The sequence below is a fragment of the Bradyrhizobium sp. LTSPM299 genome, from assembly GCF_000938235.1.
GTDB lineage: Bacteria > Pseudomonadota > Alphaproteobacteria > Rhizobiales > Xanthobacteraceae > Bradyrhizobium.
Genome location: NZ_JYMU01000006.1, coordinates 512743 through 535608 on the forward strand (window position 1 = coordinate 512743; position 22866 = coordinate 535608).

A 22866-nucleotide genomic window follows, 5' to 3' on the forward strand; every position below is an offset into this window, starting at 1 on the left:
CGGTTCGGCCGGTAAAGGGGGCGTTACCTTGGTTGCTGCGCCCGTCGCGGCTGCTATACCGGGCCAGGCAGAGCGTTTTCGAGCGAAGTGGATACCGGTTCGCGTGAGGAAAACGCGTCAAAACAAGGGTATGCAGGCCCGGGCGGAACCCATCGTGAAAAACCTTCTCACCGACATTGCCGGCGTCAGCGTCGGCCACGCCGACGACCCTTCGATCGCCTCTGGCGTCACCGCCATCATCTTCGACAAGCGGGCGGTGGCCTCGATCGATGTCCGCGGCGGCGGTCCCGGCACCCGCGAGGAAGCTCTGCTTGCGCCGCAGAGCGCCATGGAGGCGATCGACGCCATCACGCTCTCGGGCGGCTCTGCGCTCGGGCTCGACGCCGCCGGCGGCGTGCAGGCTTGGCTCGCCGAGCGCGGCCGCGGCTTTCGGGTCCGTGACGCGGTGGTCCCAATCGTGCCCGGCGCGATCTGCTTTGACCTGCTCAACGGCGGCAACAAGGCGTGGGGACGCTTTCCACCCTATCGCGATCTCGGCTATGCGGCGGCGGATGCGGCCGCGGGCGATTTCCGCCTCGGCAGCGTCGGCGCCGGGATGGGCGCGACCACGGCCGGCCTGAAAGGCGGCCTCGGCTCGGCGTCGGCGCAAACCGATGACGGTGTGATGGTCGCAGCGCTTGCCGTCGTCAACGCGGTCGGCAGCGTCACCGTCGGCACCGGCCCCTGGTTCTGGGCCGCGCCGTTCGAGGTCGGCAGCGAATTCGGCGGGCGCGGCCTGCCACCGTCATTCACGCCTGACATGCTGAAGATCCGTCTGAAGGGTGGCCCGCAGGCGACGGCCGCCGAGAACACCACGCTCGTCGTGGTCGTGACCGATGCCCAACTGACAAAACCGCAGGCCAAGCGGCTCGCTGTTATCGCGCAGACCGGCATGGCGCGCGCGATCTATCCGGTGCACGCGCCGACCGACGGCGATGTGGTGTTTGCGGCGGCGACCGGCGCAAAGCAGATCGACCCGCAGTTCGGCCTGACCACGCTCGGCGCGGTGGCGGCCAACACGGTGGCGCGCGCGATCGCACGCGGCGTCTATGCCGCGACCGCCCTGCCCTTCCCCGGCGCGCTGCCGAGCTGGCAGGACCGGTTTGGTTAGAACGCTAAGATGAAGTTGAACGACAACCGCGGCGGGGCTGCGCTCCCTCGCCCCGTTCTTACGGGGAGAGGGTTGGGGTAAGGGGCCGCTGCCGCAATCGCGGTGAGAGACGGACTCGCGGAGAGTCCCCCTCACCCGCAACGCATCTTGCGATGCGTTATGGCCTCTCCCTGCACGCGGGGAGAGGCGAAGGAAAGCCGCCTGCGCGATCAACCTACGCGGTAAGCGCCACCGATGACGAGGCCTGTGCGGCAATCTGCTGCGACTGGCGCTGAATCAGCTGCTCGATGAAATTGTAGGACGAGGTCGCGTTGCTGGAGGTAGACGCCGAGGCCGCCGCCGACGTCATCGACACCTTCGAACCGTCGGCGTAGGTCATCGTGGTCGTGGTCGAGCCGTCGCTGTTGGTTACCGTGGTGCTGGTGGTGCCATCGGTCGAGCTCGATCCACCGGAGCCGCTGGAGCCCGAGCCGCTGCTGGAGCTGGTGCCGTCGGTCGAACTATCGGCCATGTGGTGATGGTGGCCGCCGCCCTTGTGGCCCTGCAGCGCCTTCGACATCTCGTCGAGGCTCACCGAACCGTCGCCATTGGTGTCGAGCTTCGAGAAAACGTCGTCGGCCTGTGCGGTGTTGGTGCCGCCGGCGCCAAGCGCACTCTCGAATTCCGATTTGGAGATCGAACCGTCACCGTTGGCGTCGATCTGCGAGAACAGATCCTGCAGCGCGCTCGAGGAACTGGTTGAGGTCGTGCCGGTCGAGCTGGCGGAACTGGTCGAACCGCTCGTGCCGGCCGAGGCTGTGGTCTGCGACTGGCTTTGCGCTGACAGCAGCGCGCTCATCATCTCCGGCGAGATCTGCGGGCAGCCGCTGGCGGATCCGGCACTCGTGCTGCTGGCGGTCGAACTCGATGCGATCGTCGAGGCATCGAACAGGCCGCTGCTCTGGCTGGAACTCGTCGACGACGCTGATGACGACGACGATGCCGTCGGTGACGACGACTTCGACGAGGTCAGCAGGCTCAAAATGTCCAGGGCCGACGACGCGGCGCCAAGGGCAAACAACATGGCAGTACTCCACACAACGCCGCGCGCGGCGGCTCGAACCCCATGCCAGTACTCTGAGCAAGCGACGTGCCATGGCAAAAACTCAATAAAATCGGGTATTTCCCGCAACGGAGGTGGTTCGGAACACCCGGCAAGAGCTGCCGCCGCGGCAGATTTTTCCGCCCACAGTTCCGAGATCGCCCTCGCATTGCCCACTACGTATCCGCATGTTAGGCGGGGCCATCACACGGCTCTCGAAGCCTTCAGGGAAAGCGCATATGTCCCAGTCATTCGCTCCGCGTCCCCTCGTCATCGCGCCGTCGATCCTGGCGTCGGATTTCTCCAGGCTCGGCGAGGAGGTCCGCGCGGTCGACCAGGCCGGCGCCGACTGGCTCCATCTCGACGTGATGGATGGGCATTTCGTGCCGAACATCTCTTATGGCCCCGACGTCATCAAGGCGATGCGGCCGCACACCAAGAAGATCTTCGACGCGCATCTGATGATCTCGCCGTGCGATCCGTATCTTGAAGCCTTCGCCAAGGCGGGCTGCGACCACATCACGGTGCATGCCGAGGCCGGCCCGCATCTGCATCGCTCGCTGCAGGCGATCCGCGCGCTCGGCAAGAAGGCCGGCGTCTCGCTCAATCCGGGAACCCCGCCAAGCGCGATCGAGTACGTGCTCGACCTGGTCGACCTCGTGCTCGTGATGTCCGTCAATCCCGGCTTCGGCGGCCAGGCCTTCATCCGCTCGGCGCTCGGCAAGGTCAGCGACGTCAGGGCGATGACCGCCGGACGCCCGATCGACATCGAGGTCGACGGCGGTGTCGCGCCCGACGTCGCGGGCCAACTTGCGGCCGCCGGCGCCAATGCCTTTGTTGCCGGCTCAGCGGTGTTCAAGGGCGGCACCGTCGAGGCCTACAAGACCAACATCGCGGCCATCCGCAACGCCGCCGCGCAGGCGCGCGGAGAAGCGATCTAATAGACAACAGCGCGCGCCGCTGCCTGAAGGTGCGGCGCACACTAAACTGCTGCGCTGCCGCATGCACAACATTCGTGCGAGCAACGTATTCATACGGTCTTCACAGACTCATCCAAAACGATGCACAACAATCTCAAAATATATTGAGGGAGGCGCATCATGACGATGGCCATTGTTTGGACGGGTTTACCCTTGTGGATTGGCTTGAACGTAGCGTTCGTCGCGCGGCGCATGTACGTGACATCGCCCGAGCGGGCCAATGCGGCGCGCGTCACATGCGCTTACCTGCGCCGCGTCTGACGGCAATCCGCGGCGTGCGAGCCGTCGCTTGATCAGAACAATCCTGGTGGCGTGACCGCGGCCTCATTGGCCGGCCGTTCCGCCGCTTCATCGTTGTCGCCCGCCAGCGACGCCAGGCGCGAGGGCCGCACCACGGTCACGGTGCATGGCGCTTCCGATGCAATCTTTGCCGAGACGCTGCCGAGCAGCGAGCGCATCATCGAGTTCTGCCGCGCGCCGATGATGATGTGATCAACGAGATTGACCGCGGCAAATTCCAGGATGGCGGCGGCGGGATCGATCGCCTCCAGCACGTGCACGGTGAGCCTGGACTCGTCGAGCCGGAACGGTCGCGCCCAATGCTGGAGCGCCACCAGGCGGTCGACATGCTTGTTCTGGCCCTGCTCGTCGAGCGTCCGGTCGAGCGCCAGGAGATTCAGCTTCAACACGCTCAAGCAGGCCAGCCGGGCCGAGGGCAAGGTCGAGAGCGCCTGCTCGGCGGCGACGCGAATGGCCTCGTTCAGCGCGCCGGACCCCTCAGCGGTATCCAGCGCGACCGCGACGATCGGGCTCGACGCGAGCTGGGCCTCGACATCGGACTTTGGCTGCGGCTGCATCGTGCCGAGATTGAAGCGGCGGTGCCAGACGGTCCTGAGCGGATCGCGCTTGATGCGCTGCGATCGCGCCGTCAGTTTCACCTTTTCAGGATGGGCGAGCTCGAAGGCAAGCTGGGCGGCGGTCGGATAGCGCGCGGCCGGGTCGATCTCCAGGCAGCGCAGCACGATCTCCTGCAGCCAGGGCGGATAGTCGCCCCGAAGCTTGCGCGGCGGCGTGGGATCGCGCCACAGCCGCCGGCGCATGCCGCGCAAGGTCTCGGTCTCGCCGAACGGCCGCACACCCGTGGTGAAGAAATACAGCAGCACGCCGAGCGAGAACAGGTCGCTGCGCGGATCGTCGCGGACGCCGAGCAGGCGCTCCGGCGCCATGTAGGGCGCGGTGCCGTAAGGCAGGCGAAACTCCTCCTGCAGGAGATCGGGCAGATGGTTGTGGTGCGACAGGCCGAAATCGATCAGCACTGCCTCGCCACGCTCGCGGAACATGATGCTGCTCGGCTTGATGTCGTGGTGGATGACGTTCTGCCGGTGCAGATTGGCGAGCGCGGACGCAATCTTGCCGGCGATCACCCTCGCCTCCTCGTAACCCAGCGGCAGATTGCCGAGCCGCTTGTAGAGCGTTTGGCCGGCAATGCGCTCCATCACCACATAGGCCTGTCGCTCAAAATCGCCGGTGCCGAAACAGGCCGGCACGTGCGGCCCTGAGAGCCGCGGCAGGATCATCTGTTCCATCTCGAAGCTGACGATCGCCGCCGGATCCTCACCCTCCGACGTCAGCGGCACCTTCATCAGCAGAGCCACATCGATGCCGGGATGCGTCACGCTCCACAGCGTCGCCATGCCGCCACGGTGGACCAGTTCACCGACGGTGAAGCCATCGATCTCAGCGCCCGGCTGCATCGCTTGGACGACCACGGATCACCTGCCGATCAACAGGCGATCGGCCAGCCAGCGCGGCAGGCCGCTCACCCTGATCCGCGTCGCCGCGGCGTCGACGTCGTAAGGCACGCGCAGATAGGTGATGGCGCGGCTCACCGTATCGAACATCGCGAACGACGCGGCGGGATCGCCGTCGCGCGGCTGCCCGACCGAGCCGAGCACCGCGAGCCAGCGCCGCCCCGTCAGCAGTTGCACCTCGATATCGGCGGTCGGAACGAAGCTCGTCATCTTCGCGGCCGACGACAGCGAGTAGAGGCCGGGCCGGTGGATATGGCCGCAGAACGTGACGTGCTGCTCGGTCGCCATCATGCTGCGCGCGGCGTCGGAGGAATCGCGGACATAGCGCCACCCCTCCGGATCCGACGCCTCCGAATGCACGTAAAGGCGGTTGTCCTCCTCGCGCATGATCGGCAAACCAGCAAGGAACGCGCGCTGCTCAGCGCTGAGCCTGCCGCGGGTCCAGTCGATCGCGGCCTGCGCATCGGCATTCATGCTGTCGCCGGGCACTCCGATCGCATTGTCATGGTTGCCGCGCACCGCGATCGCGCCCTTGGCCACGAGGTCCGTCACCGTATCGACGGCCCATTCCGGATCGGCGCCGTAGCCGACGATATCGCCGAGGCAGATCAGGCGTTCGGCGCCGCGCGCCCGCGCAGCCTCGAGGCAGGCGGCGAAGGCCTGCCGGTTGGCGTGAATATCGGCAAACAGCGCAAGCCGCATGGTCGTCCGCGTTCCCAGTCCCAGCCGATATCAAGCACACGCAACCCCTGGCTCGCAATCGGGCCAAAGGCGTCAGTCGATGAGGGAATATCGGAAGAGAAAGCTAGCGCTAGTGCTTGCGCGGCGCTTCCAGGCCCTTCAGCAGCAGGCTGATCAGGGCTTCGATCCGCGACGGGCATTCCGGCTTGGCCCATTCCTCGGCATGCGCCGGATGGTGGTAGCGGACGGTCGCGTCGAACACGGCGCGTGCCGTTGCCTTGACGTCGTCAATCGCGAACACGCCCTGCGTCACGCCGTCGGACAGGATCTTTGCGAGCAGGTCGACCTGCTTGTCCTTGTAGGCCTCCACCACCTCGCGGGCGTCCTGCGCCAGCGCCAGATAGGTCGCGAACATCTCCGGATCGTCGCAGACTTTCTTCTGCTTGATCGCAAACATCGTGCGCAGCCATTTCTCGAGCCGCTCCGGCGCCGGGCCGGATGACGCCGCGAGCTTGCACAGCGGCTCATTGGCCCGATCGAGCCAACGCTTGGCCACGGCATCGCGCAGCGAGGCCTTGCTGGGGAAATGGCGGTAGACGCTGCCGTGGCTGACATCCAGCGCACGGGCAACGTCGACGACGGTGGCCTTGGCGAGCCCGAAGCGCCTCAAAACATCCTCGGTTGCTTCGAGGATCCGCTCGGGCGTCAAAACCACCGTCTCGTTCATGCGTTTACCGTCTGGTTATCGCTGTCCTGGCCGCGGGAGAATTTGGCGGCCTGGGCGGCCAAATGGCGGGCGACGCGAACGTTGAGCCACTGTTGAATCTGGGAGGTCAAATGGATGATTTCGATAGTCATGGGGGTAGTCCTTAGAGGTAGTCATTGAAGTTCAGGCCGAGCCGCCGGCCAAACGCCGAACACCACGTGACACCCTAGCCCCGGCGTCATCGGGAATATACCATCGCGCTGACAGATTTCAATATCTGTCAGACAATTATCTTAAGTCCACCGGTCGGGAAAATGAGCCCGGGCTGCCCTGGGACCTCGGGAACCCGAGAACCCTTCCCGGGGCCCTATTCGGCGTCCTTGGGCGGCATCCGGGGCGGCGGCAGTGGGGTGAAAACCGATCCCTGTGCGCCCGCCGGCGGGGGCCTGAACTCGCCGGTCGTGGAATCGCCGCCCGATGTCTCCAGGATCGTCTTCGGCGTGACGTACTCCCTGACGAGGTCCAGGATGGTCCCCTCGCCTCCGCCAAAATCCGCAGCCCGGCCGCCTTGGGGATGCCCGGCCTTGATCTCGTTCTCCGCGGTGTGGGTCTGCTCGGCCAGCGCGTCGGTGTAGGGAACGCGGAAGGCCCGGGGAACGGCGCTTGGCCGATTGTCCTCGTCGAGTTCCTCGACCCACAGATAGATCGCACCGGGGTCGCCCTCCAGCGAATGCGGCTCCACGATCCGCGCCTGCAGCAGCTTGAAGGCCGCAGGCAGCCGGTCCGTTGTGGCCCAGCCGAGCAGCCCGCGCATGCCGCCGAAGCTGACGACATAGAAGGTGCTGGTCACGATGATCGCGATCGCCTTCGCCGACCAATGCAGCCGCGCATAGACCAATACGATCAACAACAGCGCACCGATCACCGCATAGGCGACCGCGAGCGTCAGGATGACCGACTGCAAGCTACTCACGGTGCATCCTCACCCCTGTCTTCGGATCGAGATCGGCACCGTTGGCGCGGACATTGCGAAACGTCTCGAGCAGCGATTTCGGCCGCCGGTCGACGTTGATCACCTTGCCCTCGGAATCGAGGCGAAACCGGACCGCGGTCTTCTCGTCGCCGGTGTGGTTTACGATCAGCTTGTTGTCGAAGATCACCTGCGCCGTCGGATTGAGCTTCTGCACCTTCACATTCGCCTCGACCGGCTCGCCGGTCGTCGCCTGGAAATGCGAGATGTTGACGGTGTATTCGCCGGGGACGATGCCACGCACCGTGACGATCTCCTCGCGGATCGGTGACGCAATCTTCTTGCCGTTGACCACGATGAAGTCGTTGGCGCCGCCGCGATCGTCGCGGTCGAGGGTCAGGAACCCGGCCTCGCGATGCCGGTACCAGGCAATGTTGCCGGCGGGGTCCTGCACGAACAGGTCGAGATCGTCAGGATGATTGTCCGGCCAGTCCATCGTGATGATGAATTCGGCCTTGGACTCGATCTTGCCGTCCTTGGCATCCGGCGACACCGAAAGCAGCGCCAGGAAGAACAGGAACGAGATCACCTGAAGCGCCTTGAACAGCATCACGCCGAGCGGATCGAATGACTCCTCGCGCGGATAGAGGCCGAAATCATCCATCATGACGGCGTTCCAAAGCCGGCGTAACATGCGTCTCGGTCAGCATGACGGCATCGGAAAACACCCGCTGGGTCGCGGAATCGAGCATGTAGTACTGGATCCTGACCAGGATCGATCCGATCAGGCCCGCCAGCGTCGTATACATCGCGACCGCCATGCCGTCGCTCATTAGCCCCATCGACGACTTCATCGCGACCTTGTCGGCGGCATCGAGCGTGGCGATCGGCGCCAACATGATGATGAAGCCAATGATGGTTCCGAGCAGCCCGAGTTTCATCAGCGTGTCGGAGACGAAGGCGCCGAAGCCGTTGGAACCGCGCAGGCGGTCCGCCAGTGTCCGAAGTAGCAGCGTTTGGTCGATCCGGCCGGCGCCCTGGGCCGCGGCCTTCTGCACCAGGCTGCGGATGTGATCGCTGACCAGCCCGCCCGGCAGGCGCTGCGCATCAGCGGCAAGCGCCTTGGTGCCGTCAGGCGCCGCCAGGATCGCGCGACAGCCCCGAGCCTCCTCGCCCTCACGCGCGATCGCCCGCGTCCGCCAGAAGCAATGCGCACAAGTGACGACGTAGAGAACAGCGATCACGCTCGAAATGTAGGTTCGGTCGGAACTGACCATCAGACGGACCAGCCCGTAGCGCCAGAGCAGGAACACGGCAAAAATCGAGATGCCGGTGAAGATCATCCATAGCAGCAGGACGCTGCGTTCCGCCGTGTCCGTGCCTGACGATGCGGCCGCGGCTCCGCCCTTGGCACTCATCTGCATTCGCTCCTTGCGAGACTGCCTCGCCAGAACAGAAGACCAGAGGCGGCAAGCGCCGTCCAAAGACATCTGCCCAAGCATCATCGGGCAAATTTCCCGACCTGTTGGCATCGCCCGGCTTGCAATTGGCGGAGAATGGCGCTGCTGTTACGCTTAGCCACAGATTGTGGAGTGGATCGCATGCGCCTCGTGCTTCAACTGGTCGCCCGCCTGCTCGTCATCGTCGCCTTGTGCCTGGGAGCGGCCACGATCTGGGCCACGATCGATGCCTACCGCAGTGTCGATCGCGCCACGTCCGCATCCGCCGAGCGGGTCTCGCAGGCGCTCGAAGCGCTCTACTGGCGTGAATTGCTGTTGCGCAGCAATCGCATGCGCGAGCAATTGCTGCCGTCGCCCGACTGGCGCACCATCGAGACGATGGGGCTGATCTCGCCCGGGATCTGCGTCCAGTTCGAGCCGGCGGGCGCGTTCGAGAGGCCCCTGTGCGGCCAGAGCAAGGGGATCGGCAGGGCGCCGCCGCGCTGGTTCGGCGCTATCGTGCAGACGGTGCTCGGCAATCATGCGACCGTGACGCAACCGATCAGCACCCGCGCCGCAACCGCGGGAACCGTGCTCGCCAACCCCGATCCGGATGCCGCGGTCGCGCTGGCTTGGCAGCACATCCTTGATAACATCCACGTCGCGCTGCTGATGGCGTTGGCGATCGCGCTGCTGGCCTCATTGGCCATCGCGCATACACTGGCGCCGGCGCGCTCGATCGTCGCGGCGCTGCAGCGCATGGCTGATGGCCAATACCGGACACCATTGCCGCGGATCCGCTCGATGGAACTGGCGATGATCGGACAGGCGGTCAGCGATCTCGGCGAGCGCCTCGCGCAGGCCCAGGAGGAACGCGCCGTCTTGACGCGGCGTCTGCTCGAAATCCGCAACGACGAGCGGCGCGCGCTGGCCCGCGAGCTGCACGATGAATTCGGGCAAAACCTGACCGCGGTCCTCGCCTTCGCCACCACGATCGAGGCGAGCAGTACGCAGAACAAGCAAGACAAGACCAACGCAAGCGAAATCGCGCAGGACGCCCGCATGATCTCGCAGGCAACGCGCCATATCATGACCTGCCTGCGCGGCACGCTGAGCCGGCTGCGCCATCCGCCGGCCGAGGAGCTCGGGCTGGAGGCGAGCCTCGTCGACCTCGTCGACAGCTGGCGATCGCAGGCCACGACGCAGCCGCTGATCCAGCTCGACCTGCACGGTGATCTCGCCGATATCAGCGGCAAGGTCGCTGCCACCGCCTACCGCGTCGCGCAGGAATGCCTGACCAACGCGTTGCGCCACAGCGACGCCCGCGAGATCGTGCTTCGGATCGAGCGGAGAGCTGGACCGGAGAATACGCTGCTGATCCGCGTCGAGGACGATGGCGGCGGCGACGCGGCCAAGGTGGCGCGGTCGGCGGGCTTCGGCCTCACCGGCGTCAGCGAACGCGTGGCAGCCCTTGGCGGCTCTCTGTCGATCGCACGCGCAAGCCGCGGCCTCAGCGTCGCCGCCACCATCCCGCTCGCCGCGTGATGACCGCGTCGAAGACCAGAGATATCTCGATCCTGCTGGTCGACGACCATCCCGTCGTCCGGCAGGGCTACCGGCGCGTGCTGGAACATCAGGACGATTTCCGGGTGGTTGCGGAAGCCGACAACGCGGCGAACGCGTATCGCGCGTTCAAGTCGCACGACCCTGATGTCGTGATCATGGATATCTCGATGCCGGGGGCGAGCGGCCTGGAGGCGATCCGCAACATCCGCGCGCGCAGCCCCGAGGCCCGCATCCTGGTCTTCAGCATGCACAGCGAAGCGGCGCAGGTGAAGGCAGCGTTCGGCGCCGGCGCCAGCGGCTTCGTCACCAAGGGCAGCGAACCGGCGGCGCTGATCGATGCGATCCGCATCGTGGCCCGCGGCGAGCACGCGATGAGCGACGATATCGCCCGGGTGCTGGCGATGGACAGCCTGGTGCCGACGCAATCGGTGCTCGACCAGTTGGGCGAACGGGAGATCGAGATCCTGCGCCAGCTTGCGGCAGGCAGCACCAAGGAGCAGATCGCGGACAATCTCAATCTCAGCACCAAGACCGTGCAGAACTACCACTATCTGATAAAGGCCAAGACCGGCATGCGGACCGACGCGCAGCTCGTCCGCTTGGCCGTCGAATGCGGGTTGGCCAATCTCTAACGTCTCCCTCGCCCCGCTCTTCGCGGGGAGAGGCGAAGCGGAGTCTGCCGCCCAACTGGATTTTGGCCCCTCGAAACGCCCCCGTTTTCCCCTCCCAAGAGCCCCGTACGGGTGGCCTCCGCGGGCCCGATTTGCTATAGCGCGGCGTAAAAACAAATCGGCCGGACGTCCCCTCGCGCCCCGCCCACCTGCTCCGGAGTTTTCGATGATCCCCCGCTATACCCGCCCGGAAATGGCCTCGATCTGGGAGCCGCAGACGCGTTTCAAGATCTGGTTCGAGATCGAGGCGCATGCCGCCGACGCGCAGGCCGAGCTCGGCGTGATCCCCAAGGAGGCCGCGAAGACGATCTGGGCCAAGGCCAGGGACGCGACCTTCGATGTCGCGCGGATCGACGAGATCGAGCGCGAGACCAAGCATGACGTGATCGCCTTCACCACCCATCTGGCCGAGATCATCGGCCCCGAGGCGCGGTTCGTGCACCAGGGCATGACGTCGTCGGACGTGCTCGACACCTGCCTCAACGTCCAGCTCAAGCGCGCCGCCGACCTGTTGCTCGCCGATCTCGATCGTGTGCTTGCGGCGCTGAAGACACGCGCCTTCGAGCACAAGATGACGCCGACCATCGGCCGCTCCCACGGCATCCATGCCGAGCCGGTCACTTTCGGCCTGAAGCTCGCCTATGCCTATGCCGAATTCAGCCGCGCCCGCGCCCGCCTGGTCGCGGCGCGCGAGGAAATCTCGACCTGCGCGATCTCGGGCGCGGTCGGCACCTTCGCCCAGATCGACCCGCGGGTCGAAGAGCACGTCGCCAAGGCGATGGGCTTGCGGCCGGAGCCGATCTCCACGCAAGTGATCCCGCGCGACCGCCATGCGATGTATTTTGCGACGCTCGGCGTGATCGCCTCCTCGGTCGAGCGGCTGGCGGTGGAGATCCGTCATCTGCAGCGCACCGAGGTGCTGGAAGCCGAAGAGTTCTTCTCCGAGGGCCAGAAGGGCTCATCCGCGATGCCGCACAAGCGCAACCCGGTGCTGTCGGAAAACCTCTCCGGCCTCGCGCGCATGGTGCGCGCCTATGCGCTGCCGGCGATGGAGAACGTCGTGCTCTGGCATGAGCGCGACATCTCGCACTCCTCGGCCGAGCGCATGATCGCTCCCGATGCCACCGTGACGCTCGATTTCGCGCTGGTCCGGCTCGCCGGGCTGATCGAGAAGCTGCTGGTTTATCCAGAGAACATGCAGAAGAACCTCGACCGCCTCGGCGGCCTCGTGCATTCGCAGCGCGTGCTGATGGCGCTGACGCAAAAGGGCGCCAGCCGCGAGGACGCCTACAAATACGTGCAGCGCAACGCGATGCCGGTGTGGCGCGGCGAAGGCGACTTCCAGACGCTGCTGAAGCAGGACGCCGACGTGAAGAAATACCTGACCGACGCCGAGATCGAGGAGCGGTTCGACCTCGGCTATCACCTCAAGCATGTCGACACGATCTTCAAGCGGGTGTTCGGGGAGAGCTGAACACTCCCGTCATTCCGGGGCGATGCGAAGCATCGAACCCGGAATCTCGAGATTCCGGGTTCACCCTTCGGGTGCCCCGGAATGACGGCTCCTTACCTCGTGACATCGCTGTTGGTTACGCTACGCTCACCCGCCCTACAAACAAGAAACGGACCCATCCCATGCCCATCGTCAATCGCGTCGCCGCTCTCTCGGATGAAATGGCCGCCTGGCGCCATGACTTCCACGAGAATCCGGAACTGCTCTACGACGTCCACCGCACCGCCGGCATCGTCGCCGATCGCCTGCGCGAGTTCGGCTGCGACGAGGTGGTGACCGGCATTGGCCGCACCGGCGTGGTCGGCGTGATCCGCGGCCGCAAGAGCAATTCGGGCAAGACCGTCGGCCTGCGTGCCGACATGGATGCGCTGCCGATGCAGGAGACCTCGGGCGTGGCCTACGCCTCGAAGGTCCCGGGCAAGATGCACGCCTGCGGCCATGACGGCCACACCGCGATGCTGCTCGGTGCTGCCAAATATCTCGCCGAGACCCGCAATTTCGACGGCACCGCCATCGTCATCTTCCAGCCCGCCGAGGAAGGCGGTGGCGGCGGCAAGGCGATGGTCGACGACGGGCTGATGACCCGCTGGGGCATCCAGGAGGTCTACGGCCTGCACAACATGCCGGGCCTGCCCGAAGGCCATTTCGCCACCAAGCCGGGAGCGCTGCTTGCCTCGGCGGACTCGCTGGAGATCACGGTCCACGGCAAGGGCGGCCATGCCGGCGCCGGCCCGCACCGCGCGGTCGACAGCGTTCTGATCGGCTCGCAGATCGTCAACGCCCTGCAGTCGATCGTCGCGCGCAACGTCGATCCGCTGAAATCGGCCGTGATCTCGATCACGAAGTTCAATGCCGGCACCGCCTTCAACGTCATTCCGGAGATCGCGCATCTCGCGGGCACCGTGCGCACGCTCGATCCGGAGATCCGCGATCTCGTCGAACGCCGCATCGGCGAAGTCGCCGAGAGCGTTGCCCGCGCCTATGGCGGATCGGCCGAGACCAAATATAACCGGATGTATCCGGTGACGATGAACCATGCGCGCGAAGCCGGTGTCGCCGCGGACGTGGCGCGCGACGTGGTCGGCAACGACCGCGTCGACGACCGCACCACGCCGCTGATGGGCGCTGAAGACTTTTCGTTCATGCTGGAAGCCCGCCCCGGCGCCTTCGTGTTTCTTGGCATGGGCGACGGCAACGAATGCCATCACCCGGGCTACATCTTCAACGATAATATCTTGGGCCACGGCGCATCCTACTGGGTGCGGCTGGTCGAGAAGACGATGCCGGCGGGGTAAGCATCACCCGTTTTATCAGCGCGGCTGCTGTTGCGTCGTGCAGTGAATTCCGCCGCCGCCGGCGGCAATGCCGTCGATGTTGAGCTGGACGATCTCCCGATCCGGAAACAGCTCCCGCAAGGTATCGCGTGCCTTGCGGTCCGCCGTCGCGTCGCCGAATTCGGGGGCGATCACGGCGCCGTTGCAAACGTAGACATTGATGTATCCGGCGGCGAAGTCGTTATTGTCGTACTTTGCACGCCATGTCGACGGCCCCGGCAGCACCACGACATCAAGGCGTCGGCCCTTCGCATCGGTCGCACCGCGCAGGATATCCAGATGTCGTTTGGTGACCCCGTGGTCAAACGACGACGGATCCAATTCCAGGCCGGCCACGACAACCCCGGGACGGGCAAATCGTGCATAGAAATCGATATGCCCGTCGGTGATCTCCTTGCCGGCAATGCCGGGCAGCCAGATGATCTTGTCCAGCCCGAGGACGCGAGACAGTTCCGACTCGCAGGTGTCCCTGGACACACCGAGGTCGCGGTTCGGGTTGAGAACGCAGCTCTCGGTGATGATGGCAGTGCCTTCACCGTCGACTTCGATACCGCCGCCTTCCAGCACGAGGCCGGCCTTGACGAAAATTGCCTTCGCAGTTTGGGCGACATGTTTTGCGACCCCGGCATCGAGCGAATGGCGTTGCTTGTTGCCCCAGCCGTTGAAATTGAACCCGACGGCACCGATCCGTCCCGATGGATCGATCACAAAAACCGGCCCCGTGTCGCGCATCCACACATCATCGATCGCTTGAACGACAAGGTCGACCGTGGGGCCGCAAAGCCGCGAGGCAATCTCGGTGTCCTCCTCGCGCACCAGCATGTTCACGGGTTCACGGACTGCGATGGCTTTGGCAATGTTGGCGAGATTTTCCCTGGCTGCGGGAAGCAACCTGCCGCCCCATATCGCTGCGCTGGCACCAAAGGCCATCCAGGTGGCGGCATGCGGAGCGCCCTCGTCCGGCATTCGCCAGTTGGCTTTGTCCCGCGCTGGATCAGTCACGATCATCCCGCCCTCGTCGGCCTAGCTGGCGCGGTCGGCCTGCCCCGCACCCACCATGCGCGCGGCAACGCGGTCGCGCCTGACGAAATGATGGAAGGCCGCGGCGGCGAGATGCAGCACGATCAGCGCCAGCAGCACATAGGCGAAGAAGATGTGGCGATCCTCATAGGCCCCGGCTGCCACCTTGTCTGGCGAGGTGATCTGCGGCACGTGGAACAGGCCGAAGAAGCTGGAATAGTCAGGCGTCCGGGCGCCGGAATGCGCCCAGCCCAGCACCGCCACCAGGATGGTGACGGCATACAGCGCGCCATGGCTGACGCGGGCAGCGACCCGTTGCCAGGCTGATAAGTCCGACGGCAGCTTCGGCGTCGGATTGATGCCCCGCCAGAGCAGCCGCAGCACGGTGAGCAGCAGCACCAGATAGCCGATATCGGCGTGGATCGAGCGATAGAAGAACCGATCCGGCCGCGCCGGAAAATGGTTCATCCACCAGCCATAGGCGATCATGCCGATGATGGCTGCGCCCAGCACCCAATGGAACGCGCGAGCGAGCGAGCCCCAGCTCGCGGCGGTATTACGGATCATGGTCGATTGGCCCCCTGCGGCGCGTCTCGGATTTGCACGTTAAAGCAATAGCTTGCCTTGATAGTGACAGGTATCGGTCAAGGCCATTTAAAATTCCGCAATGTCACCGCCTTGTGTGGCCCAAGGTCACGCGGAGGCCAAAAACAACTGAATGGTAACTCTGGTTCGGATAGAATTTGCGCGTGTCAGCTCCTCCAACGATCCTCATTTTCGACTCCGGCCTCGGCGGCCTCACGGTGCTACGCGAGGTGGTCCGGGCCCGGCCCGAGGCGCGCTACGTCTATGTCGCCGACGACGCCTTCTTTCCCTACGGCCACCACAGCGAGGACGAGATCATCGCCCGCGTGGTGCCGCTGGTCGGCGAACTGATCGAGGCCCATGCACCCGACCTCGTCGTGATCGCCTGCAACACCGCCTCCACGCTCGTGATGGCGCATTTGCGTGACGCCTACAGGCTGCCCTTTGTCGGCACCGTGCCGGCGATCAAGCCGGCCTGTGCCTCGTCGAAGACCCGGCACGTCTCGGTGCTCGGCACCAGGGGCACCGTGAAGCGGGAATACACCCGCAAGCTGATCTCCGATTTCGCGCAGGGCTGCGAGGTCACACTCGTGGGTTCCGGCGAGCTCGCCTCGCTGGCGGAAGCCGCGCTGAGCGGGCAGGCGGTGCGCGACGAGGATATCGCAGCCGAGCTCGCGCCCTGCTTCATCGGCCAGGGCGCCGACGACCCCGCCCGCACCGACACCGTGGTGCTCGCTTGCACGCATTATCCGCTGCTGCTGGACCGGCTGACGAAGCTGGCGCCCTGGCCGGTCGACTGGATCGATCCGGCGCCGGCGATCGCCCGCCGCGTCTCCGACCTGCTCGGCCCCATCGGCAGCGAGAGCGATACCGCCGGCGCCGAGATGATCTTCACCTCGAAGCGCCCGCACCGACTGACGCAGGCGCTGACGCCATTCTTCGGCGGCCGCGTGCCGGCCTGAGGCCTTCCGCGGCGCCGTCCGAGCTGCGGCCCCGGTTCTCGCGTTCAGCCTTCCCCGAAGGAAGCATGCCATCGATATGTCGACTTGGAACTATTGTGCCCCAAGCCGGTTTGCTGGGTAGACTGGAGATGTAATGGCTGGCGGCAAACAGAAGCAGGACCTCTATGAGAGTGAGCGCAATTTCCGCCTGCTCGTAGAGGGCATCACCGACTATGCCGTCTATCTGCTGGATCCGGAAGGTCACGTCACCAACTGGAACAAGGGGGCTGAGCGCATCAAGGGCTACAAGGCCAAGGAAATCCTGGGTCAGCATTTTTCGACGTTTTACACGCCCGAGGACCGCGCGGAGGGCCTTCCGAAACGGGCACTGGAAACCGCCCGAAGGGAGAAGCATTTTATCGCCGAGGGCTGGCGCGTCCGAAAGGACGGCTCGCGGTTTTTTGCCTCCGTCGTGATCGACCCGATCTATGAGAAGCGCAAGCTGATCGGCTTTGCCAAGATCACGCGCGACATCACCGAACGCCAAAACGCGCTGACCGATCTTTCGAAAAGCGAAAACCAGTTCAAGACGCTGGTCGAAGGCGTCACCGATTACGCCCTCTACATGCTTGATCCGACCGGCATCGTATCGAACTGGAATGCCGGCGGCGTGCGCATCAAGGGCTATTCCGCCGAGGACATCGTCGGCCAGCATTTCTCGCGCTTTTACACCCCCCTCGACCAGGCGGCGGGAAAGCCCGCCAGGGCGCTGCGAATTGCGCAGGACACCGGGCGTTACGAGGAGGAAGGCTGGCGGGTCCGCAAGGACGGCTCGTTCTTCTGGGCCAGTGTCGTCATCGACCCCATCCGCAACGACGCCGGCGAGCTGATTGCCTTTGCCAAGATCACCCGCGACATCAGTGAACGGAAAGAAGCGCAGGAAAAGCTCGCAGTGATGCAACGGCAACTCGCCGAATCCCAGAAGTTCGACGCGCTCGGCCAGCTCACCGGCGGCATTGCCCATGACTTCAACAACATCCTGATGATCATTTCCGGAAGTCTCAACGCGATACGCAAGGAGGTCACCGGGGAGAAGGCGCTCAAGGCGTTGCAATCCATCGAGGGCGCCTCGCAGCGCGCGGCATCGCTAACCAGCCAGCTGCTCACCTTCGCCCGGCGGCAGAGCCTTCAACCGCAATCCATTTCATTGTCCGAGCGGATCGACGTGCTCCGCGACATGCTGAAAAGCGGATTAGGGAGTTCCGTGATCCTCACATTCGAGATCCCGGACGACATCTGGAACATTGAGGTCGATCCAAACGAGTTTGAGACTGCGCTCGTGAACCTCGTCATCAACGCGCGCGATGCGATGCCCGACGGCGGTACGGTGACGATCAGCGCGAAAAACATTCCGGACAAGGCGGAGGTGGCCATATCCGTGCAAGACACCGGAGTGGGAATTCCTGACGACATCGCCGAGAAGGTCTTCGATCCGTTCTTCACCACCAAGGCGGTCGGCAAAGGCACCGGCCTTGGCCTGTCCCAGGTGCACGGTTTTGCGCATCAGGCCGGAGGAAGTGTTGCGCTCAAGAGCGCGTTGGGCGAAGGCACCACCATTACCATCTGCCTGCCGAAAGCAGCCGCGCAACTCACAGTCGATCAGGAGCCATCGCTATCGAAGGGGCGCGGAACCGTCCTGCTTGTCGAGGACAATCCCGAGGTCGCGGTCGTCAGCACCGGTTTGCTCGAACAGCTCGGCTACCGCGTACGCTGGGCTGCCGACGCGCCAGCCGCCTTGGCGGAGCTGGAAACGAACGGCATCGACATCGTCTTCAGTGACGTCGTGATGCCTGGCAAGATGGATGGGGTCGGATTGGCCAAAGCCATCCGTGAGAAAGACCCTGAAATGCCGATCCTGCTCGTGACCGGTTACAGCGCCTCGACCAAGGAGGTCGGCACGCAGTTTGCGATCCTGCGCAAGCCCTATCAATTGCACGAACTGAGCCGCGAGCTGCAGAAACTGGCTTGAGGCGCATTCCCCTTGGCTCCCTCGGGCCGCGTTCCCCAACAGGAACTTCCCTTTCTGCCGATTTACAGCCCTGTTGCGGGCGGGGACCTAACAGAGGCTTCGGCTCGATAGCCGGTCCATAATCGCAGCAGCCGTTCAAGCACTGCTCCCAACGCAAACCCCACCACCACGTCGCTCGCCCAGTGCGCGAGAACCGCAATTCGGGTCAGCGACAGGCCAACCGCGAGCGCTCGGATTGCCCGGCGGGGACTGGGCGGCAACGTCCCGGCTGCGGAGGCCAGCGCGCCCATGTGCAGCGCATGGCCGGATGGAAAGGCGTCCTCGCGCTTGCCGGAAAACGCGACGCCGTGGACGTGGCCGATGACTGTCCAGCGATCCGGGCGGGTCTGGTCGAACAGGATCTTCAAGCCATGCGGCAGCAGCGACACCGCTGCCGTCACCAGCAGCGCATGATTGCCGGCGCGCTGCAGCGCTTCGCTGCGGCCGCGCGAGGCAAGCCAGCCGGCGGCGGCGAGAACGAGAAGCACCTTCTCGTCGGCGCCCCAGGTCATCGCGCGGGCGATCTGTTCCGGAGCAGGTGCGGTGTCGCGGGCGATGGTGCGCGCGATCGCGACATCCGCCCGGGTCGGCCGTATCGTGACCGGAAAAACTGCCCCGCGGCGAAGGCGACTTGCTCGAATTTGGGCTGCGGTGCGCATGGCTCTCCAGATCGGACATCAGCTTGATTTTCAACGCGCCAACCGCCGCCGGGGTCCAATGGCGCGCGCCGGAACGGAATATCCGGCATCGCGCTCGCGCCTTGCTCCGTTGTTCGGCAGCAGCGTCCCAGCCCGCCCCTGCTTTTCGCCGTCACTGTGTGCTGCTAGTTTGCTCTCGCCTTCACCGCAGGAGTACTGCATTTGACATCCACATCGCCGACGCCGCTCAACCGCCTGCGCCAGCAGTGGCGCGAGAAGCGCCCGACCTTCGGCGCGATCGCGACCATTCCGAGCATTCAGACGGTGCAGATCATGGCGCAGTCGCTGGACTGGATCATCGTCGACCTCGAGCACGGCCCGATCGATCTTGGCACCGCGCATGGGATGATCGTGGCCACATCAGGCACCCCATGCGTACCAATGGTGCGGATCGCCGCCAACGAGTCCTGGCTTGCCAAGGCACCGATGGACATCGGCGCGCTCGGCATCAATTTTCCGATGATCTGCAACGCCGAGGATGCCGCCAAGGCGGTGCGCAGCGTGCGCTATCCGCCGAAAGGCGACCGGCTGTGGGGGCCGTTCCACGCCCCGTTCCGCTGGGGTGTCTCGATGGCCGACTACATGGCGACCGCCGACGACGACATGATCTGCATGATCACGATCGAGCATGTCGACGCCGTGAACCGCATCGACGAGATCATGGCGACACCAGGCATCGACCTCGCCGTCATCGGCCCCGGCGATCTTGCCACCTCGATCAACAAACGCGACCTGCCCGACGATCCCGACGTGGTCGCGCTGATGCAGCGCGCCGAAGATGGCATCATGCGAAGCGGCGTGCCGATCGTCGGCGTCGCGCGCACCGCAGAGCAAGCCAACGCGATGATCGACCGCGGCTACCTCGGGCTCGCGCTGGGTTTCGACTGGTCGCTGTTCCAGCGCGGGATTGCGGCGGCGTTTGCCGGGATCAAGCGATGAGGCACGCGGTGTCCTGCGTGAGCAGTTGCGATATGCGGGACCGAACAACGGTCCCGGATATCACAGCCCGTCATCGGGCGCGACGCGTTGGCGCCACGCTTACTTGTGAGGCCGATCGGTTTTCTTGTCGGCGTTATTGACCCGATCGGATTCGTCTTTGCCCGTGTCGGTTTTCTCGGCCTCTTTGCCGGACATGTTGCCGGGGTTGTAGTGGTATTTTCCGGGCTGCTTTTCGCCCGGCTCCTTCTCGCTCGGATTCGTCTTGTTCGTCATCGGAGACTCCTCTGCATGCTCAAGGGAAGGCAGCGGCAGGGGTTCCTGCCGCTGGGAAATTACAGCTCGCGAGGCGAGAGCGCGACCGCCAATCAGGCGGCTTCGTCTCGTTCAGCGTCCACGTTGATAACGGCTTTCGCCAGTTTGGTCAGAGCGGCGTCGGTCGCACGTTCCTCGTCAAGGGTCTTTTGCAGCAACTTGACCGACTTGGTGTAGCCGAGTTCTTCGGCCCAGGCGCACAGCGTGCCGTAGCGGGACATTTCGTAATGTTCGACGGCCTGCGCGGCGGCGAGCAAGCCCGCGTCATGGGCGGGCATATCCTCGTAGTCATCCATGACTTCCTGGCCTTCCTTCGTGATGCCCAAGATGGCTTCGCAGGTCTTGCCCTGGGGCTTCCGCTCGATCTCAGCGAACACCTGCTCGAGGCGGACGATCTGACCTTCGGTCTCGCCGCGGTGTTTCGTGAAAGCAGCTTTCAGTCCCTCATGCTGTGCGGCCTTCGCCATTTTTGGCAGCGTCGCGAGAATCTTCCTTTCCGCGAAATAGACATCCTTGAGAGTGTCGTGAAACAGGTCTTCAAGCTTCTTCATCTTGGCCATGGTCGTCTCCGCGGTGAGGTTGATTGCATGGAGCAACCTCACGCGTCCGACTAAGTTCCTGCTCAACGCAAGTTCGACGAAGTGTCTCAGTGTCACCACCTCTCAGCAAAGAGCTACGCTTGCGGAGGAGGTTAACTTCATCAGCCAGGAATGGTCGTGCTGTTCGGCTGGTCAGGCTGGGTTGGCGCGTCGGGGCTCTCGCTCTCTGCGTTCAACTCGACCTCGGCCGCATGCCAGAATTCGGCATCCCTGCCGTCGGGACGCCCGGCCTCTTCCCAAAGCCGATGCGCGTAATTCCGGATTTGCTCTTCGCTCGCCATTCTCGTGTCCTCCCTGAAGCACGGTCCTGCCCTTGGGGGTTTGGGGGGACTCGAGGCGGGACCGTGCAGGCCAGATCTTTGAAGGACCCGACCCAACAATTAATTCGCCGCGGCGATGAAGTTTCCTAAGTTGGAAGCGGTAAAATGCCGACGCGGAATCGTCGAAGGAACTGCAATGCCTGTTGCTCGTTGATTGGGCTCACCTTCCAAGAGGAGCCCACCAATGAAAAAGTTTGCAGCTGGAATTGCCTTCGCGTCCGTCCTGTCCACCGCCGCCTATGCCGCGACGACGAGCATGTCGGCCGCCCCGTCGGAAAGCTGGACCGTGACCAACTACTACAAGCAGTCGGTGTACGACCCGAAGGAAAACAAGATCGGCGACGTCGATGACGTGCTCGTCAACAAGGAAGGCCGGGTGACAGGTCTTGTCATCGGCGTCGGCGGATTTCTCGGCGCGGGCGAAAAGGACGTGATCGTGCCGTTCACATCCGTGAAGACCCAGAAGAAGAACGACAAATGGTGGCTCTCGCTCGACGAGACCAAGGACAATCTGAAGAGCGCGCCCGGATTCACCTACGACAAGGCAAGCACTGCGTGGGTGCCTGAGAAGAAGTAAGGCAAGTCGACCAGCCGCCACGGCAGTTTGTCGTGGCGGTTGACGCGAACTGCGAGTGCCGCAGACCTTGGCTCACGAGAGCCGGGTCTGGGCCGAACGCGAGTCGAAGAAAAACGATCCCGCGATCATCCCGCCACAGACTGGGTACAGACTGGGTTACGACCCCGGCATCACTGTCGATCACCGACAGGTCAATTTGGTTCACTGGGCTGCGCCCCTGAAATGAGACGCGGCAATTGCTGGTGGCCTAAGTTGGGAGTGGCCTGTTTTGCTTCCTAATCTGTCCGAGGTGGTCAATATTGACCATCAGCTCGTCACCGAACGCACCAGGCTACGTCATCACCGCCCCGCCCTTTGGCTTTTATCGGTGATGAGAACGCCCGGTCAGCGCTCCCGCCTTTCTCTTGTGGAAAGGAGTAAGTCATGGAAACGCCGCGCCGCTTCAAGCAATCCGAACCTCTCGAAGATCGCCTCATCGACGAGGCTGAGCGCCTGCGCAAGCAAGCCAGGGGAACACCGCCCGGCACTGAACGAGAGCGGCTGATCCGAAAAGCACGACAGGCCGAGACCGCCTCGCAGATGAGCGAATGGTTGAGGTCTCCCGGGCTGCAAGCACCTAAATAGATGACCGAGTACCGCGCCTACATCGTAGGGTACTGACGACCTTGTCCTCAGGCGTCTTGACTTTGAGTGCCCGAACGACGATGCAGCCAATGCGCGCGCCAAGTCCTTGGTCAACGGGCACGGCGTCGAGCTATGGCAAGGCACACGCAAGGTTGGTCGGTTCGATCACAAGCCTGAAAAGGCCAGCGGCCCGATGACTCACAAAATTCCCGACGGACGGATGAATCCGAAACTCGCAAGGTGAGGATGCGCCTATGGCGGCCGACCGCGTTCTGAAAATC

General features: G+C 64.3%; 26 protein-coding genes. 12 read left to right on the forward strand and 14 right to left on the reverse strand.

All coding sequences use genetic code 11. The features are described 5' to 3' along the window. Positions 1-154: 154 nt before the first annotated feature. Positions 155-1150 carry a P1 family peptidase gene (locus tag UP10_RS03590; protein ID WP_044586171.1) on the forward strand — a complete coding sequence of 332 codons (996 nt, stop codon included), beginning with the start codon at positions 155-157 and terminating at the stop codon, positions 1148-1150. A 214-nt stretch (positions 1151-1364) separates the two neighbouring features. Here the strand turns inward: UP10_RS03590 and UP10_RS03595 are convergent, their stop codons facing one another. Then, a complete protein-coding gene (locus UP10_RS03595; RefSeq protein WP_044585973.1) occupies positions 1365-2213 on the reverse strand; it encodes an EF-hand domain-containing protein in 849 nt (282 codons plus the stop codon). A 257-nt stretch (positions 2214-2470) separates the two neighbouring features. On the opposite strand from UP10_RS03595, the gene rpe reads away from it, so the two are divergent. Beyond that, a complete protein-coding gene (gene rpe, locus UP10_RS03600) occupies positions 2471-3172 on the forward strand; it encodes a ribulose-phosphate 3-epimerase (protein ID WP_044541475.1) in 702 nt (233 codons plus the stop codon). 159 nt (positions 3173-3331) lie between these two features. Beyond that, positions 3332-3472, forward strand: coding sequence for a hypothetical protein (locus UP10_RS43930; protein WP_156179637.1), 141 nt, complete (start codon positions 3332-3334; stop codon positions 3470-3472). 32 nt (positions 3473-3504) lie between these two features. Here the strand turns inward: UP10_RS43930 and UP10_RS03610 are convergent, their stop codons facing one another. From UP10_RS03610 to UP10_RS03635, 7 genes are all read right to left on the reverse strand, one after another. Beyond that, the gene (locus UP10_RS03610) at positions 3505-4965 is read right to left on the reverse strand and encodes a serine/threonine protein kinase (protein WP_044586172.1); all 1461 of its coding nucleotides are present in this window, start codon (positions 4963-4965) and stop codon (positions 3505-3507) included. 18 nt (positions 4966-4983) lie between these two features. Further along, positions 4984-5724, reverse strand: coding sequence for a metallophosphoesterase family protein (locus UP10_RS03615; protein ID WP_044585975.1), 741 nt, complete (start codon positions 5722-5724; stop codon positions 4984-4986). A 109-nt stretch (positions 5725-5833) separates the two neighbouring features. Beyond that, positions 5834-6430, reverse strand: a complete 597-nt coding sequence (locus UP10_RS03620; protein WP_044585976.1) for a TetR/AcrR family transcriptional regulator — start codon at positions 6428-6430, stop codon at positions 5834-5836. Next, positions 6427-6561, reverse strand: coding sequence for a hypothetical protein (locus UP10_RS46315; RefSeq protein WP_283806022.1), 135 nt, complete (start codon positions 6559-6561; stop codon positions 6427-6429). The genes UP10_RS03620 and UP10_RS46315 overlap by 4 nt, the downstream gene beginning before the upstream one ends. A gap of 215 nt (positions 6562-6776) precedes the next feature. Further along, positions 6777-7382 (reverse strand): hypothetical protein, encoded by a 606-nt coding sequence (locus UP10_RS03625; RefSeq protein WP_044585977.1) that lies wholly within the window; start codon positions 7380-7382, stop codon positions 6777-6779. Then, positions 7375-8046 (reverse strand): DUF2135 domain-containing protein, encoded by a 672-nt coding sequence (locus UP10_RS03630; protein ID WP_044585978.1) that lies wholly within the window; start codon positions 8044-8046, stop codon positions 7375-7377. The genes UP10_RS03625 and UP10_RS03630 overlap by 8 nt, the downstream gene beginning before the upstream one ends. Next, positions 8036-8797: a MotA/TolQ/ExbB proton channel family protein gene (locus tag UP10_RS03635; RefSeq protein WP_044586173.1), complete on the reverse strand. Its 762-nt coding sequence runs from the start codon at positions 8795-8797 to the stop codon at positions 8036-8038. Before UP10_RS03635 ends, UP10_RS03630 begins: the two co-directional genes overlap by 11 nt. Positions 8798-8980: 183 nt before the next feature. Here UP10_RS03635 and UP10_RS03640 point away from each other — a divergent pair, with 183 nt between their 5' ends. The 4 genes from UP10_RS03640 (at position 8981) to UP10_RS03655 (ending at position 13863) form a co-directional block, all read left to right on the forward strand. Further along, positions 8981-10363 (forward strand): sensor histidine kinase, encoded by a 1383-nt coding sequence (locus UP10_RS03640; RefSeq protein WP_044585979.1) that lies wholly within the window; start codon positions 8981-8983, stop codon positions 10361-10363. Next, positions 10363-11016 (forward strand): response regulator, encoded by a 654-nt coding sequence (locus UP10_RS03645; RefSeq protein ID WP_044585980.1) that lies wholly within the window; start codon positions 10363-10365, stop codon positions 11014-11016. Before UP10_RS03640 ends, UP10_RS03645 begins: the two co-directional genes overlap by 1 nt. Positions 11017-11221: 205 nt before the next feature. Beyond that, the gene (purB, locus tag UP10_RS03650; protein WP_044585981.1) at positions 11222-12529 is read left to right on the forward strand and encodes an adenylosuccinate lyase; all 1308 of its coding nucleotides are present in this window, start codon (positions 11222-11224) and stop codon (positions 12527-12529) included. A gap of 161 nt (positions 12530-12690) precedes the next feature. After that, complete coding sequence (locus UP10_RS03655) at positions 12691-13863, forward strand: M20 aminoacylase family protein (RefSeq protein ID WP_044585982.1); 1173 nt, start codon at positions 12691-12693, stop codon at positions 13861-13863. 15 nt (positions 13864-13878) lie between these two features. Here UP10_RS03655 and UP10_RS03660 read toward each other — a convergent pair whose 3' ends face one another. Both UP10_RS03660 and UP10_RS03665 read right to left on the reverse strand, forming a co-directional pair. Then, on the reverse strand, positions 13879-14910 hold the full coding sequence (locus UP10_RS03660) for an agmatine deiminase family protein (RefSeq protein WP_044585983.1): 1032 nt from the start codon (positions 14908-14910) through the stop codon (positions 13879-13881). A 15-nt stretch (positions 14911-14925) separates the two neighbouring features. Beyond that, the gene (locus tag UP10_RS03665; RefSeq protein WP_044585984.1) at positions 14926-15489 is read right to left on the reverse strand and encodes a cytochrome b; all 564 of its coding nucleotides are present in this window, start codon (positions 15487-15489) and stop codon (positions 14926-14928) included. Between the two features lie 182 nt (positions 15490-15671). Here UP10_RS03665 and murI point away from each other — a divergent pair, with 182 nt between their 5' ends. Both murI and UP10_RS03675 read left to right on the forward strand, forming a co-directional pair. After that, a complete protein-coding gene (gene murI, locus UP10_RS03670) occupies positions 15672-16469 on the forward strand; it encodes a glutamate racemase (protein WP_044585985.1) in 798 nt (265 codons plus the stop codon). 133 nt (positions 16470-16602) lie between these two features. Continuing rightward, complete coding sequence (locus tag UP10_RS03675; RefSeq protein WP_082076967.1) at positions 16603-18477, forward strand: hybrid sensor histidine kinase/response regulator; 1875 nt, start codon at positions 16603-16605, stop codon at positions 18475-18477. A 62-nt stretch (positions 18478-18539) separates the two neighbouring features. Here the strand turns inward: UP10_RS03675 and UP10_RS03680 are convergent, their stop codons facing one another. Next, positions 18540-19175 (reverse strand): phosphatase PAP2 family protein, encoded by a 636-nt coding sequence (locus UP10_RS03680; protein ID WP_044585986.1) that lies wholly within the window; start codon positions 19173-19175, stop codon positions 18540-18542. A gap of 201 nt (positions 19176-19376) precedes the next feature. Between UP10_RS03680 and UP10_RS03685 the strand changes: the two genes are divergently transcribed. Next, positions 19377-20153 (forward strand): HpcH/HpaI aldolase family protein, encoded by a 777-nt coding sequence (locus UP10_RS03685; RefSeq protein ID WP_044585987.1) that lies wholly within the window; start codon positions 19377-19379, stop codon positions 20151-20153. Positions 20154-20252: 99 nt separating this feature from the next. On the opposite strand, the gene UP10_RS45135 is transcribed toward UP10_RS03685, so the two are convergent. The 3 genes from UP10_RS45135 to UP10_RS03695 form a co-directional block, all read right to left on the reverse strand. Next, a complete protein-coding gene (locus tag UP10_RS45135) occupies positions 20253-20426 on the reverse strand; it encodes a hypothetical protein (protein ID WP_197086732.1) in 174 nt (57 codons plus the stop codon). A 92-nt stretch (positions 20427-20518) separates the two neighbouring features. Further along, positions 20519-21025 carry a YciE/YciF ferroxidase family protein gene (locus UP10_RS03690; RefSeq protein ID WP_044586175.1) on the reverse strand — a complete coding sequence of 169 codons (507 nt, stop codon included), beginning with the start codon at positions 21023-21025 and terminating at the stop codon, positions 20519-20521. A gap of 140 nt (positions 21026-21165) precedes the next feature. Then, on the reverse strand, positions 21166-21345 hold the full coding sequence (locus UP10_RS03695) for a DUF2934 domain-containing protein (RefSeq protein ID WP_044585988.1): 180 nt from the start codon (positions 21343-21345) through the stop codon (positions 21166-21168). Positions 21346-21568: 223 nt separating this feature from the next. On the opposite strand from UP10_RS03695, the gene UP10_RS03700 reads away from it, so the two are divergent. Together UP10_RS03700 and UP10_RS42770 are read left to right on the forward strand one after the other, a co-directional pair. Continuing rightward, on the forward strand, positions 21569-21961 hold the full coding sequence (locus tag UP10_RS03700; protein ID WP_044585989.1) for a PRC-barrel domain-containing protein: 393 nt from the start codon (positions 21569-21571) through the stop codon (positions 21959-21961). A 423-nt stretch (positions 21962-22384) separates the two neighbouring features. Beyond that, on the forward strand, positions 22385-22585 hold the full coding sequence (locus UP10_RS42770) for a hypothetical protein (protein ID WP_082076968.1): 201 nt from the start codon (positions 22385-22387) through the stop codon (positions 22583-22585). Positions 22586-22866 lie beyond the last annotated feature (281 nt).

Bases quoted from the DNA above. Each gene is read 5' to 3' on its own strand.
- UP10_RS03595 (WP_044585973.1), bottom strand. From the start codon at position 2,213: ATGTTGTTTGCCCTTGGCGCCGCGTCGTCGGCCCTGGACATTTTGAGC.
- rpe (WP_044541475.1), top strand. From the start codon at position 2,471: ATGTCCCAGTCATTCGCTCCGCGTCCCCTCGTCATCGCGCCGTCGATC.
- UP10_RS43930 (WP_156179637.1), top strand. From the start codon at position 3,332: ATGACGATGGCCATTGTTTGGACGGGTTTACCCTTGTGGATTGGCTTG.
- UP10_RS03610 (WP_044586172.1), bottom strand. From the start codon at position 4,965: ATGCAGCCGGGCGCTGAGATCGATGGCTTCACCGTCGGTGAACTGGTC.
- UP10_RS03615 (WP_044585975.1), bottom strand. From the start codon at position 5,724: ATGCGGCTTGCGCTGTTTGCCGATATTCACGCCAACCGGCAGGCCTTC.
- UP10_RS03620 (WP_044585976.1), bottom strand. From the start codon at position 6,430: ATGAACGAGACGGTGGTTTTGACGCCCGAGCGGATCCTCGAAGCAACC.
- UP10_RS46315 (WP_283806022.1), bottom strand. From the start codon at position 6,561: ATGACTATCGAAATCATCCATTTGACCTCCCAGATTCAACAGTGGCTC.
- UP10_RS03630 (WP_044585978.1), bottom strand. From the start codon at position 8,046: ATGATGGATGATTTCGGCCTCTATCCGCGCGAGGAGTCATTCGATCCG.
- UP10_RS03635 (WP_044586173.1), bottom strand. From the start codon at position 8,797: ATGAGTGCCAAGGGCGGAGCCGCGGCCGCATCGTCAGGCACGGACACG.
- UP10_RS03640 (WP_044585979.1), top strand. From the start codon at position 8,981: ATGCGCCTCGTGCTTCAACTGGTCGCCCGCCTGCTCGTCATCGTCGCC.
- UP10_RS03645 (WP_044585980.1), top strand. From the start codon at position 10,363: ATGACCGCGTCGAAGACCAGAGATATCTCGATCCTGCTGGTCGACGAC.
- purB (WP_044585981.1), top strand. From the start codon at position 11,222: ATGATCCCCCGCTATACCCGCCCGGAAATGGCCTCGATCTGGGAGCCG.
- UP10_RS03655 (WP_044585982.1), top strand. From the start codon at position 12,691: ATGCCCATCGTCAATCGCGTCGCCGCTCTCTCGGATGAAATGGCCGCC.
- UP10_RS03660 (WP_044585983.1), bottom strand. From the start codon at position 14,910: ATGATCGTGACTGATCCAGCGCGGGACAAAGCCAACTGGCGAATGCCG.
- UP10_RS03665 (WP_044585984.1), bottom strand. From the start codon at position 15,489: ATGATCCGTAATACCGCCGCGAGCTGGGGCTCGCTCGCTCGCGCGTTC.
- UP10_RS03675 (WP_082076967.1), top strand. From the start codon at position 16,603: ATGGCTGGCGGCAAACAGAAGCAGGACCTCTATGAGAGTGAGCGCAAT.
- UP10_RS03680 (WP_044585986.1), bottom strand. From the start codon at position 19,175: ATGCGCACCGCAGCCCAAATTCGAGCAAGTCGCCTTCGCCGCGGGGCA.
- UP10_RS45135 (WP_197086732.1), bottom strand. From the start codon at position 20,426: ATGACGAACAAGACGAATCCGAGCGAGAAGGAGCCGGGCGAAAAGCAG.
- UP10_RS03690 (WP_044586175.1), bottom strand. From the start codon at position 21,025: ATGGCCAAGATGAAGAAGCTTGAAGACCTGTTTCACGACACTCTCAAG.
- UP10_RS03695 (WP_044585988.1), bottom strand. From the start codon at position 21,345: ATGGCGAGCGAAGAGCAAATCCGGAATTACGCGCATCGGCTTTGGGAA.
- UP10_RS03700 (WP_044585989.1), top strand. From the start codon at position 21,569: ATGAAAAAGTTTGCAGCTGGAATTGCCTTCGCGTCCGTCCTGTCCACC.
- UP10_RS42770 (WP_082076968.1), top strand. From the start codon at position 22,385: ATGGAAACGCCGCGCCGCTTCAAGCAATCCGAACCTCTCGAAGATCGC.